Source organism: Agrobacterium albertimagni AOL15, assembly GCF_000300855.1.
Lineage (GTDB): Bacteria > Pseudomonadota > Alphaproteobacteria > Rhizobiales > Rhizobiaceae > Allorhizobium > Allorhizobium albertimagni.
In genome coordinates, this window is the sequence record NZ_ALJF01000007.1 from 1 (window position 1) to 13,096 (window position 13,096).

Genomic DNA, 13,096 nt, shown 5'->3' on the forward strand with positions numbered 1-13,096 from the left:
TTATCTCCACCGGGAGAAACACCGTCGGCTGGTCGGCATAGCTGAATGATTGCCGCCATAAGCGGATCTGGCCCGGATGAATGTCATGCCGGCGCGCCACGTCACCAATGCGAGCCCCGGGCTCATCAGCTTCCGCAAGTATCCTCAGCTTCGCCTCGTCCGACCAACGCCGCCTGCGTTCGTTACTGGAGTGCACCCCGTTTCACCGGACAGGTCGGCTAGTTTGATTTAGCCCTGATGAACTGCCGAGGGGAAGCCATCTTGAGCGCGGAATGGGGATGGATTTCGTTATAGTCTTCGATCCATCCGTCGATGAGCCGGAGCGCTGTTTCTGCGTCTGGCAGTGCTGCGATGCGGATATAGTCCCGCTTCAGGGTTTTGACGAAGGCTTCCGACATGCCGTTCGACTGCGGACTGGCAACCGGCGTGAAGCAAGGCGTCAGATTGAGCGTCTGGGCAAATAGCCTCGTGTCCCTTGCGGTGTAAGCAGAACCATTGTCCGAGAGATGCTCGATGGCTTGTGGGGCTCGGGTGGCTGCGAACCGCTTTTCGACCGCCTCCAGCATCATGTCGCGCACGTCAGAGCCGGAGATGCCCGCGTTGGCGACTGCCGTCCAAGCGATGATCTCGCGGTCGAAGGCGTCGATGATGAAGGCGAGACGAATGACCTCGCCGTTCCAGCAGGTGAACTCCAGACCGTCCGAGCACCAGCGCAGGTTCGAGCGCATCACCATCACCTTGCCGTCGTGGAGGCGGCCCTTGCGAACGGCCGTGTGCTTCTCCAGCAGCATGGCGTGGTTGCCCATGATGCGATGAACCCGTTTGGCGTTGACGACAGGCTTATCGGCGGCTCGCCTCTCGCGATTTAGGAGCGCGGCGATCCGCCGATAGCCATAGGTTGGCCTTTGATCCACCAGCCTGCGAATGATGGGCAAAAGCTCTGCATCCTCGGCCTTGTGATAGGGGCCGCGCTGCTTCGATCTGCCTTTCAGGCGCTCGATCAGATTGGAACGGGAAACGCCGAGCGTGTCGGCGACGGCCTTCACCGGGAACCGTCCTTCGGCAACAAGATCGGTCGCGATATCCGTTTTTTTGAGTCTGCTTTGGACAGGGCTTCCCGGAGGATTTCGACTTCCATCGTCTTGCGACCGAGCATGCGCTCCAGCTCGCGGACACGATCCTCCAGCTTCTTCACTTCCGAATTGCCGACAACCGGCTCGTCAGAATCCACGGCTGCAGCACCTCCCTCACTCAAGAGCCTGCGCCACCGGTAAAGCAGATTGGGCGCAACGCCATGGCGGCGAGCGGTGGACGATACCGTCTCGCCTGGTTCGAAACTCTGCTCAATGATTGTCAGCTTCTGCTCGGTTGTCCACCGTCTACGGCGGACATCACCCGTCAGCAATTGAACGTGTCGATACTCGTTAGACATAAGCCTGTCCTCAAGCCTGTGCTTGAGCCTTTCTGCTTATGCCGACTGTCCGGTCGAAATGGGGGGCAGTTCAGTTACCGGACATGATCTCCATGCGAGCCATGAAACCTCTTTGTTCTGGTATTAATGTCAGCATTAATGCTGGTTCGAATGCCAGAACATCGCCTGATTTGCCCGATCAGCAAAAACAGCTCACCGGACGCTCACGCTGAAGGAGCATGACCGGCTGGTGCTGGCGCGGCAGATGATGATGCGCAAGCTGGAGGGACGCCGCACGTCGTCCAGGCTGCCGGAGCTTGTCGACCTTGTCATGGCGCGGCCGCTGATCTCAGCCGGGATGGTGGCGAAAACGCTCGAGGTGACGCCGCAAGGGGCAAGGCGGATCGTGCAGGAACTGGGGTTGCGGGAGATGACGGGCAGGGGGAGGTTTCGGGCATGGGGAATTTTGTAAAGGTCTTTAACCCTGCGTTGAATACTTACTGCTGTCGTAAATCACGCTGTTAAGCGGTCGGCGTATCGTTCCAACAGAAGGCGCAGGACTTGGGCGCTTGAGTAAGCCGCATACTCTTGATAGCCATCCGCTTTGTCAGGATCTGCAAAGTCACACACACCCTTGAGTGCTATGTACGAGGGCTGAGGTTCAGAGGCACCGTAGGCAGCTGCGTACAGCCCGTATATTTCCATCTCAATCCCAATCAGCTCCTGGTGCTGGTTTCTAACGTCGTTGATGATGATGCCATCGGATAGAACTGCAGAGCCAGATGCGAGCGGGCCAGGCATTATCCGACTTACGTCGGGCTTCTTCCCAGAAAAGGCTGCCCATATGGCTTCGAGCGCTGCGCGATCGCTACGTAGCTGCTGAACATGCGCACGTACTTTTGTAGGCGCAGGAATATGATGCGGGCGATGTAAGAAACGTCCAGTTTCACCGTCCCATTTTCCACTTTGAAAATCCCATGCGGGATCTGCGAAGAGCACATCGCCGAGCTGAACTTTTCCCCGCACTCCAGCACATATGCCCGTCATCGCGACGAGCTTAGGCTCAAGTTGCTGTATTATTGTGTTTGTGGCGAGTGCTGTCGCGACCATACCCATTCGGGGCAGGCATGTAGCAACTACTGAATAGCGACGAGCCCCGACTTCGAACCAGCCTTCATGGATAAAAATGGTATCGTCTAGTGGACGTGATGCGCTCCAGTTCCACGGTAGTTTTAGAACCTCCGAAAGCTCTGGTGTCTCCAACGCACATACAATAGCGACATCGACCCTTTCAACTGGCTTTGCAACGTGAACAGACTTCGACCGCACGAAAGCCACGCAATTGATTGCGCGGCGCATCCATTCATCGGTGGACCGGGAGTAGTCTAAGACTGTCCAGCACCACTCTTCAAACTGCTTCAGGGCTCCACCTGCAGCTTGTCTGTCCGCAGTTACCCCAAGTACGTGTGGAACATTGGCTATTAACTCGCCTTCTCGGATTTCAAACAGAAGATCAATTGCGTTTTGTGGGTCTTCTTCATCCTCAGGATTAAGAGGAATCAAGATATCAAGCATTATGAGGCTGTATTCACCGCCAGACAATTTAGCTCGCGCGTCTGCACATGACGTCACGATATCAACCGTATCCCTTTCAACTCCAATTAGCTTCAATTCTTGGATAAATCGGTCGTATCGCCGTGGTTGGTCATCAACGATCAAAATTCGCATGTTAGTTGTCCAGCAAGCCGAGTTCTAAGAGAGTAGCGGAGAGCGTGGTTTTCCACTCGTCATAGGTCGAATTATAGTGGAGCACAGAGCCCAGCGTTCCTTCGAACTCTAACATCCACTCTTGTCTGAGTTGTTCAAGGTCAACTGTGGTGCCGCCTTCGTGGGCGAAGCCTTCGTATCCAGTGATTATGACAACTGGACAAGAGATTTCTGCCATACGCATGAATCTAAGGATTTCGGCTCCACCGAATCCTTGAGGTCGCCCCCCGTTCTCACGGTCGCCGGCATCAAAAGTGGGCAGGGACATGTCTAATAGCATTAGGTCTGGTGTTGCATTTTCCAGAGCATCTAGGGCTGAATTCACCGACCTCGCGGCCATGATTTCGACGCTACAGCGCAGTTCTCGGAGCAGGCGTTCAATGTGCTCCCGTTTAGGAGCTTCATCTTCAACCAATAAAATCTTCGCTTGTTTAAGCATTCAGCTGTTCAATTTTCTGCAGGAGAACGGCATATGTTACCTCGAGCTGAAACCTACCGTCGGATTGGAATCCGAATTCGATTTTACCTCGATCAGATTGGGCAACAATTGCTGCAAGCTTAGCGAACCCGCTCCCGTCATCCTTGCGCGTGTGACGAGAATAGGCCCCAGTCGCTATTAGCTTTTGGACCTCATTGGCCCTTTTCGCATTCTCGGCTCGGGCGCTCGGTTTACAATCGCTGACAATACTTATTGTAAGTGTACTCGATAGGTCGTTCCATCGGGCGGATATGTCTATACGCGGAGATGAAAGGCCGGAGTGCTTCCTCGCATTTCCTAGTCCAACAAATAAAACATCGTGAACAAAAACGAGATTTGCTGCATCAAGAGAAAGATCGCCAATGGTGGTCTTAGCAATCCGCGGGCTATATCCTCTCTGGGTCGTTAAGGTCGCCTCCAAGCCGACCTCAAGTATCTGCTCTAGCGAAAATAGATGTTGGCTAGCCATCGCTCCGCTGTGGACAAACCACTGTGCGGCCTCATCCAGCTTTCCCTGCACTTCGGCTGACCGCTTCCCTACCTCGGAGTCAAACTCGAGGAAAGCTGGATCGGCTTCCCCCACCTCTCGGACTAAGGCGCGGAGTTTGTCGAATTCCTCGACGAGGGCTCCCTTTAGCTCGATCGATATAAGTTCCCTCACTCTACGGAGCGACTGTTCAAGCGAAAGCCAGAATACGTTAATCAGAAACCGAAAGAATGTTTCAATATCGAGTTCGAGTGTTAGCCATACACGTACGACAGAGTAAAGAGCGTCACTGTACGGGATGAAAAGCATCCCAGCGGGATGTTCGGAAGTCCGAACATGGAAGTACTTGTCTTTAGTATCTAGCAGGATCTCATCAAATCGTGCTGAAAAGGTTTTCAACGCCACCTCAACCGCGAGCGAACTATCAGAGTCGAGGGATTGAAATTTATTCAGCCATACTTTGTTAGCGTGATATGGACTGGTCTCTGTTTCTCGTGTGGTAATCAGGTCGCTGACTTCCAGCGGCCCGCGTATAAGACCAATGAAGGAGTGGTGCCTGACATTCTTTGCTAGATAAAAATCAAGTCCAAAGGTCGAGTTGATTAAGAATTCATCACCAGCGCGGCGGACAACGCTCATTAGTACAGCGTCAGCCTCGTTATCTGGTGAGAACGACCTGCGCGCCGAAGTTATGTCGTCCAACTCTCGCAGCACGTCCTCAAACGTTTGAGGGCCCTCAATATTGACCGGCTCCAAGTCACGGTATCTCTCGTAGTCTTCTGCTAGCTCTCTGGATGCCCACCTAACGAAGGCTACGTCTTCGACGTGAATTCTGGTCCTATCAACTATCCAGCGTCCTTCATCCAGCGCGAGGTTGTGGGAGATGAGGACAGCTTCACCCGTAAATTCTTCAGCACGTTCTGGACGAAGATCACTCAGAACCAGGTAGATTTGTTTACGTTCTTCCAGAACTTCGCGAGAGCCTGAGAAGAGGCGTGTCACATCGAGAATCTCTGGTACACAGACTTGATGCAGGAAGTAAAAAATCTCCTCGTGGTTAAGGTTTGCTGCAGAATCAGGGAGTAAACTTGGCCGGTTCACACCAAGCCTTCTCAATACCAATCCGGTTGCGAAGCGAAGCTGGGATGCTGTCTGGCTATTCTCAGTCCGGGTCCATAGCAGATGCAACGCAATTGGTGCTGCCAACGGCGCAGCAGCATTCTTATAGTCTTCCCAGGCGCAATCCTCGAGGCTTTCAACCACCGGAAACAGACTGAAGTACGCTTTACCCAGCGCACCCTCAGAGGCGACGAGCACTATTTTCTGAGACCGATCTCCAAGAGCATGCAACGCGTGAAGCAAGCTCATCTTCCAAATGGCATGCAGCGGCTTGGGCGGTTCTTCACTACTTAATATATCATATGCTTTGTCGGGGCAGCCAGTTGAAAGATAGAATATCGACGTCGCCAATCGAGACGGTGCTGCAGTATCAGCAATTTTACTGGAACCAGTAAGTGCGCGCATCCATACGGCTGAAGTTTTGCTTTGCGAAAAAATACTGCTGATAGTGGTTGCTGACGCTGTGACATCCTCAATCCCGATCGCATCGCTGTAAAGGCCTACGATCCATTGCCGCCACGCATCGTCAGGCCTTGAACGCCTCAACTGCGCAAGGAATTCACCAACTCCAGCCGCAACCGAGAGGCCGCGGAAATTCAGACAAAGCTTCGCCGCTAGGGCAGCATAGTCCCCGTTTTCGCAGTCACAAGACATCGCGGCAGCGATCCACTGATTTAGCGTTGAAACGCTCAACCCGCCTCGTGGGGATTTGCCTGAGGACGCAAGTGCAAATGCGGAGTAAATTACGTCCCAAGGATCGGTAGATGATAGCCTGCGTGTTAGTCTAATTGCGTGCCTTGTGCGACCGGACAACAATGCATCCGACAGATGCGTCGGCCGAAATGGCAGAGCCGGCGTAATTGAGGGGTTCAAAACGAGCCGCAATTTCTCAAGCCTGAAGTCTGCAACGACTATAACATCTAGACACTCACCAATGACGCCGTAGAGCTCGGAGGCACCTTCTTTTACAAGGTCTTGCAAGATGGAGACGAATGTCTCGTAAACGTCCAAGATTCCGTGACTTTGCTCTATACGCAGTATATCACTAAGCGCTGATGGTGACCGAGGAAATTCGTTTTTTAGACGATAACGCATGTAGGCACGCGTAGCGTCGTCATAATAGGAATGATTAGATATTCGCCGCTCTATATCATCCAAGTATTTAGTGATTGTGGTGCGTTCTTCATTGCGGACACTGGTGTGATATGTTGTGAAACCGAGAAGGCCGTGACGATAAACAGACCTTACCTGCGCAGAATACTTTTTCTGCTGCTCCAAACCTCCAACTTGTTGCTCTAATGCTAGCCGTAGCTGCACCGACCATAAGGTGGCTCCGTAGGCTTCGAAGAGTGTGTCTAATGCAGCTATTGCGGCAATGTAGTTTCCGTCCACCACATACCGCGTGATGATACCTTTTACGGTCAGAAAATTTTGGACTTTTTCGGCTTCAGCTCGTATGCGCTCAGCGACCCATCGGAGTTCATGCTGAAGCCCGATAATTGGCGCACGGGGTGTTATGCCAGTTAGGTTGTCATATCGAACAGGAACGTGCGTCAGATCCGGCAGCTGTGTAGACAGCATCTCCTGGGACCAGCTCAAAAAATCACGGTACTGGCCAGGCGCGAGCGACGCTCTAGCTTCTAAATACAACTCGTTCAATGCCATGCGGAAGCGTCTGCTTGGCGGCACGCTTCGCTTTTCTACGAAGCGGCTCGATCTGAACTCAGCGATGATCCCGCGGAGCCGATGCTGTTGTTGAACAAAATTCTGAGCTGAACCTGCCTCAGCCAATGTAATCGGTCGCACCATACAATTCCAACGAGAATCGATTCCGTTTATGTCTCATGGAGACCACTAGCATCTCTTGTGTTGGACCAGAATCACTAAAAGAGACGAGCGTTCTAGAGAGGAGCATTTCGATAGGTAGCCTATCCACGCTGCGCCGGTCGCCGCAACTTTATTCGGTTCACTGCCCGAGTGAGTCATCGGGGGGCACTCCACAGGGCAGTTGCGCGACGTATGCTCGGGCGACCAGCAATGGCTGAATACGCCTCCCTATCTCCATATTCGCTGTCGACCAGATTCCCGCGCCAATCCTTGCCACCAAATTGACCGAGTGAGCCGACAACTATAGAACTGTGACTGTAGGTCACCGGGGGGGATGGTCCTCCCCTGAATTGGAGTTCGGCGTTGCATATCGCTGACGGAACGAGGACGCGGCGTTACATTGACAAAAGCCTGTCACTCAGCGGCACTTACGCTATGAATACCCACACCGCTGTCCATGGCGACCTTTCCTGTGAAATCCAGGCAGACGGCGTGGTCAGCCGGTATACAGGAATTTTGCGATACAAAATGTTCGAGATCGGCCGCATCACGGCGTCGGATATCGGTCTTTTACGTTCTCAGTTTCGCGCTATTTGTGAAATGACCGACACAGGGGCTATGGTTCGTCACGGCATCATCCTGACAGGGTACCACAATCGTGATTTTAAGGGAGACGTTCTCTTAGTCGACGGCGAGTTTATAGGGGAGTGGGCATCCGATGAGTTTGAGTGGTGTCACTTCACAGGGTTTGGAAGCACTGAGGTAACCCTAAGCGCACCCTCTCCGTGGATGCTGCACGATGCAATCGCGGAATGGAAAGAGCCTGGCGATCCGTCCGGCCATGCTGCCAGTTCAGATTGAAGGTCGTAAGCGACGGTGTTGATTTAGAGGCCGATTATTGACTTCAGATCCTTCAGATCTTGCAAGAGCTCTTCGCGCATTTTCGTAGTATAGATGCGGGTGATCTTGCCCTGATTCTGACGTTCAATGATCTTTTTGAGATCGGACAGCCGATTTTTCCAGGTCATGCCATCCGTGATGAAAAAAAGGTAGGTGTCTCGACGCATAGCGTCGATGATCGCATCAAGATCACCGATTATGTCGGTCATCTTCGAACCAGTAGCCCCGTAACCCTTCACTTCGATGACGATCCTTGGTCGGCTCTTGTCGGGTACGGCGACGTCGCATTTGGCCGTTTTGCCGTCTGCACCCATGAAAGTACACCGTGTTTCGTAGCTCTCTCCGAAAACCTCTTTCACCATTGCTTCAGCGAAGTCTTCTAGGCCACGACCGCGGCGCTGGCCTTGAATGGCAGACCCCCTGCCTGACCGAAGGCGCTCGACAAGAATGTCGCTCCACACCGGTTCGTAATTAACGGTGGTGGCCATTGCCTCGCCAAGTTGAAGGCTTTCAAGTGCCGAAATGAAGGTCGCCCGGTCGGACTTGTAGCGCTTAACGCCGATTCCACCTTTGCCGAGAATCCGGGTAAGTTCTGCTTCCATGCTGTCTTTCGAAAGAGCTAGAAATAGGCGACTGCAAAGGAGGCCCCGTTCGAAATCGTCATCCAGCAATGCTTCGATGTCTGAGCGCGAGTAAGAAGCCTTCTTCGGGATCTCTGACAAGGTGGCGATCGCTTCGGCCGCTTTGTCGTCCATCCAATCAACTGCGAGTGGGCTTAGGCTATCGACGACTTCTTCCAGAGACTGGTCTTTAGACTGCATTATTGCCCCACAATCAGATACTCAACAACGTTGGCGCGTGCCACTTTGCTGTGGGTGCCAAAATGGTATCGGTGAGGCTTCTCAAAGACCGTGACTGAGCTCTTGTGCTTTCCCATCAATTCGACGAGCTGATCGAGATCTGGAAAGCCGTTTGAACTGTACGAGAGTGCGATTTTGCTTTTAGCAAAGCGGCCAAACATACGGTCAAATGCATCGACTGCCTCTTTGCGGTAGCTGAATGGCGTGTACCGCTTTGCGATCTTCTTGACCTTAGTCGTCTTATCGATAGGCAGGCCTTGCCAGTAGCAAGAGAGGCCCTCGAGAAAGTGGTATCGCTTAGTGTAGCAGTTATCGTCTGATCTCGGCACGTATGGGGGGTCTAGGTAGACGAGGTCGACCCGTTCGTTTGACAACTGGAAGATGTCGGAGCGAAGAGCCTTATTTCGGCGGCCGTTGTCGAAAACGGCATTGTTGTAAACCTCGATTTGCTCTAGGAAGTGCTCCTCGACTGACAGTCTCAGATCGCGGCGCCCATCATCATAGTGTGAGAGATCGCCGGATATTGTGAAGACGCCACGTGGCTGGCGCTTAAGGCAAGACCGAAACAAGGCCGCAAAAGCCAAAGCTTGCTCGTAGGGATCCTGCAACTGCCGAATGTTTCCCGAGATCCGGTCCAGGAATTTTAGGTCATCCCTCGTGTAAAAGACGCCATCGAAATTCTGTTCGATAAAATTATGCGCTGGGGGGGTACCATCAATCAGGCGGCGGATTGCTTTTCCATCCAAGTGCACTTTGTTGTTCGCGATTGTAGCCCGAGCGACTAAGCTCGAAAAGTTCATGAAATCGGAGGCTATCACTCGACGATCCATGGATTTGAACAGGTAGCCAACACATCCAGTGCCGGAAAATGGATCCAGAACGCTTTCAAAATCCAGTCCGTTTAAGGTCTCAAATATCCACGGCAGTAGCCGCGATTTCGATCCCATATAGCGCAGATCAGGGTAACGGCTTGCGCGGGTTGGCAATTCGTTAGGCCTCTGCACAGGTGTAGGAGCTCGAAGTGGTACAACATTAGATGCCAAGTTCACTTGGAGCCCCCCTCATGCATTGTGGTTCATTTTCAGCTGGACGGGTAGTGATAGAATCGCTCAACCGACCATAGGAATACGGTGTAGCCGATATGAGGCAGCTGATCAAAGATAGAGAACCCGTTCTGGTGGAATAGTTGAGTGACGGCGCGGGCATCTAACGCGCTGAACCATAATCCTTTTGCGGCGACATATCGCTCAGCGCGTACGATGCCCAAATGTGGCCATTTGCTGCCGCTTGCGCCTCTCCTCAACGCTCGTGAATATGCGTCACATTCCAGCCTCGCTTACCACCCAGTGGCAGCGGCGCTGCCGCTGCGAGCGGCAAGGTGTTACCCAAATACCTTTGAGCTTTGCTAATTTATTTAAGGTTGCTGTTGCGCAAGATACACTTTCACCGCTAATTGTTCAGTGAAACAAAGGTGGAGGGAAGCATGGCGGTTACGGAAGCCTTTCGCTTCGATGAAAACGCTGATCTGGAGAGCAACCTCACCAAGTTCACAACGCATCTCGGGTTGTATGACGCAGCCCTGAGCGCACAGCTCATGACCTTGTACCCGGTCCTCCGCGATGAAATCTATACGCCGTCGACCGTTTGGAATGCTATGTTCCAAGCGATCCTTGATGCGGAAGCCGCCGCCGCACGGCAAATAACTGCGCCCAAGCCTGCTGCAACTGGCGCAACCACAGCCGCGGCAGTTCCGCCCGTTGCCGGTCCTACTGGCTGGTTTCTGGAAGGTCTCAGCATTGAGGGCTTCCGTGGAATAAACAATGAGGGCAAGCCGCTTGAATTGAAGTTCAAGTCCGACAAGGTCAACAGCGTCTCCGCCGTAAACGGCGTGGGCAAGACATCCGTATATGATGCCATCCGGTATGCGATATCCGGGCGGCTGCCGTGGTTGGAAGAACTCCCTCCGGGCGATCGTGATGGTGAGTACTACCTCAATCGATTCCATCCTGCCCAGACGGCGACTATCAAGCTCTCTCTCCGCGAAATGGTGACGAACCAGCCCTGTGAAATCGAGGTCAAGCGAGACAGCTCTGGAACTCGAACGGTATCCGCATCCGGCACTTGGGATGCCAACGCCATCCTCCAGTCCCTCAATCGTGAGTTCGTGCTGCTCGATGGGCCGACCTTCCAGAACTTCATCGCGGCCAAACCCCAGGCGCGAGGCCGTACGTTCGCGGGTCTGCTGGGGCTCTCAGATTATAGCAGGATGCGCCAAGCCCTTGCAGCACTGGCAAATACGCGTGCGTTCAACAACCATTTCGGCGCGCAGGCCCATGCACAGGCCCAAGCCCACGCGCAGAAAGGCGTCAATGACGCAAGGGATGCCCTGAAACGCGACCACCTGATCCTGACAGGCAACGAATGGGGCACGATGCCGCTCGCCGATGGCCTCGCTAAGTGTTTCTCGGCACTGGAGCAGATCGGCCCGCTTAGGGTACTCTGCGCAGGCAAGACGTTCCGTGAGATCGACGTAGACGCCTGTATCGAAGCCGTCAAAGCTGCCGAGGGCGGCCCGCAACGGGAGCGCCTTGGGGAATGTGTCCGGCTCCGGCAGGAACTGGTCACGCTGAACGTGCAGGCGCCGGACGCCGAGCGCACCAAACAGCTGGCGAATGTCGCGAAGAACCGCGAGGAGGCCGTCGCCAAGACGGCCGGCGATGTCATCCTCCAGCTCTATCAGGCAGGGGCCAAGGCGCTTGAGCTGCCTGAGTGGGCGAACGCTAGTACATGCCCGCTGTGCGACAGTGCAGTTGCCCATGACCTTCACAGTCACGTCGCCACTAAGCTCTCCGCATTTACCGCGCTGGACGAAGCGACGCAGGCGGTAGGCCTCGAATGGAACGAGGGGGGCTGGGCTGACCTGACAGGACTCGAGAAGTTGCTGGAACCCGATGCCGCAAAGCGCCCTATCGCTGCACTGTCGGATACGGCGCAAAAGGGGATGCTTACCGAGGCACAGGCCAAGGACCTTGCCGTCTGGCTGGGGACGTTGCGCGAGCGCGCGGGTGCCCGGGACGCGGCGCTGGAGAAAGAGCAGCGGGAGCTGGAGAAGATCCTTCCCCAGTCTTCAGTTGAGGTAACGAAGAAGGTTGAGGCGGCCCGCCGGATGCAAGAGAGCCTCGGCAAACTCGACGCCGCACAGACTGACCTTGACCGGGAGAAGGCCCGCGCCGGCCGAGTGTCGCGTTTGAAGACATTTCTGGACCGGGCCTCGGACGATTTCGGGGCGGCAGAGGCGGCAATGAGCAAGGCTCGTCTGGCCGCCGTGGAACCTGTATTCAAGACCAACTTCGCGGAGATGTCGTTCTTCGGTGTCACGCCGGAGGTGGTCAAACGGGCCAACAGCGAGGATCTTCAGATCCGCTTGCAGGAGTTCCACGGGTTGGCCAACCTGTCACCGCAGGCGCTGTTGTCGGAAAGCTACCGTAATGCCTTCGCCATCGCGCTCTATCTTGCCGCCGCGTCACTGTACGGAGGGATGCCCAAGTTTATCGTGCTCGATGATGTGACCTCCAGCTTCGATGCGGGCCATCAGCTCTATCTCGTGGAATTGCTTCGGAAAAGCTTTGCCCGGCCGGCCAACCCGGACGGGCTGCAGGTGATCCTGCTGAGTCACGACACCATGTTGGAGAAGCTCTTCAACAAGCACACTGGCTCTGGCGTCTGGTGGCACCAGCGGCTCGAAGGCAACCCTCAGTTCGCGGTGCTGCCGCAAGCCGGCGCGGTGAACAAGGTGCGTGATCTTACAATTTCAATGCTACAGGCCGGACAGGCTGACTTTGCCAAAGAGGGGGTCCGACAGTATCTCGAATACCGGCTGAGCGATCTCATCAGCAAGCTGCGCATCCCCGTACCTGTGGACGTCGCCTTCAATGACAACAAGCAGCTGGCAGGGGAATTCCTGGGTGCGATCGACTCCGCCGTGAAACTCCACAAGGCGGGGGGATCCCTCATTCTTGAACCCGCTCAGGAGGCAGGCTTGAACGCCAACATGGCGACGATCGTTGGAAACTTCACCAGTCACTGGGGAACTGGCCAGGCTCTGGCCTTCACAGCGCCGGCGCTGCTCGGCGTCATGAACGCGATCGATCAGTATTGCGACTGCTTTACTTTCGTGCCGAATCCTGGGGATCCGCGGAAATTCTACAAATCTCTTAGCCAGAAGGTATGACGAGGAGCATAGTGTC

9 protein-coding genes and 1 pseudogene are annotated in these 13,096 nt (G+C 54.4%); 3 read left to right on the plus strand and 7 right to left on the minus strand.

Annotated features, from left to right (window positions below; translation table 11 throughout):
* Together QWE_RS25095 and QWE_RS09405 are read right to left on the minus strand one after the other, a co-directional pair.
* Window positions 1–196 (minus strand): transposase (locus QWE_RS25095; protein ID WP_040299895.1); only part of this gene is annotated, 196 nt, incomplete at its 3' end.
* 22 nt (window positions 197–218) lie between these two features.
* Window positions 219–1,432, minus strand: a protein-coding gene (locus QWE_RS09405; protein ID WP_100220877.1) for an IS3 family transposase whose coding sequence is annotated in 2 segments (ribosomal slippage) — window positions 219–1,096 and window positions 1,096–1,432 — 1,215 coding nt in all. Because the reading frame shifts where the segments join, the coding sequence is not laid out codon by codon here.
* A gap of 208 nt (window positions 1,433–1,640) precedes the next feature.
* Between QWE_RS09405 and QWE_RS09415 the strand changes: the two are divergent.
* Window positions 1,641–1,883, plus strand: a pseudogene (locus QWE_RS09415) (helix-turn-helix domain-containing protein); the annotation flags it as partial.
* 41 nt (window positions 1,884–1,924) lie between these two features.
* On the opposite strand, the gene QWE_RS09420 reads toward QWE_RS09415, so the two are convergent.
* The 3 genes from QWE_RS09420 to QWE_RS09430 are packed head-to-tail and all read right to left on the minus strand — an operon-like array spanning window position 1,925 to window position 6,927.
* Window positions 1,925–3,139, minus strand: a complete 1,215-nt coding sequence (locus tag QWE_RS09420; RefSeq protein WP_006725879.1) for a 5'-methylthioadenosine/S-adenosylhomocysteine nucleosidase family protein — start codon at window positions 3,137–3,139, stop codon at window positions 1,925–1,927.
* A 1-nt stretch (window position 3,140) separates the two neighbouring features.
* On the minus strand, window positions 3,141–3,617 hold the full coding sequence (locus tag QWE_RS09425; RefSeq protein ID WP_006725880.1) for a response regulator: 477 nt from the start codon (window positions 3,615–3,617) through the stop codon (window positions 3,141–3,143).
* On the minus strand, window positions 3,610–6,927 hold the full coding sequence (locus tag QWE_RS09430; protein ID WP_006725881.1) for a hypothetical protein: 3,318 nt from the start codon (window positions 6,925–6,927) through the stop codon (window positions 3,610–3,612). Before QWE_RS09430 ends, QWE_RS09425 begins: the two co-directional genes overlap by 8 nt.
* A gap of 525 nt (window positions 6,928–7,452) precedes the next feature.
* Here QWE_RS09430 and QWE_RS09435 point away from each other — a divergent pair.
* The gene (locus QWE_RS09435) at window positions 7,453–7,950 is read left to right on the plus strand and encodes a hypothetical protein (protein ID WP_240532526.1); all 498 of its coding nucleotides are present in this window, start codon (window positions 7,453–7,455) and stop codon (window positions 7,948–7,950) included.
* A 23-nt stretch (window positions 7,951–7,973) separates the two neighbouring features.
* Here the strand turns inward: QWE_RS09435 and QWE_RS09440 are convergent, their stop codons facing one another.
* Entirely contained in the window at window positions 7,974–8,810 is an 837-nt protein-coding gene (locus tag QWE_RS09440; protein WP_006725883.1) for a DpnII family type II restriction endonuclease, read from the minus strand.
* Window positions 8,810–9,835, minus strand: coding sequence for a DNA adenine methylase (locus tag QWE_RS09445; RefSeq protein WP_240532527.1), 1,026 nt, complete (start codon window positions 9,833–9,835; stop codon window positions 8,810–8,812). Before QWE_RS09445 ends, QWE_RS09440 begins: the two co-directional genes overlap by 1 nt.
* Before the next feature lie 497 nt (window positions 9,836–10,332).
* Between QWE_RS09445 and QWE_RS09450 the strand changes: the two genes are divergently transcribed.
* The gene (locus QWE_RS09450; RefSeq protein WP_006725885.1) at window positions 10,333–13,080 is read left to right on the plus strand and encodes an ATP-binding protein; all 2,748 of its coding nucleotides are present in this window, start codon (window positions 10,333–10,335) and stop codon (window positions 13,078–13,080) included.
* The last annotated feature ends 16 nt before the right edge of the window (window positions 13,081–13,096 follow it).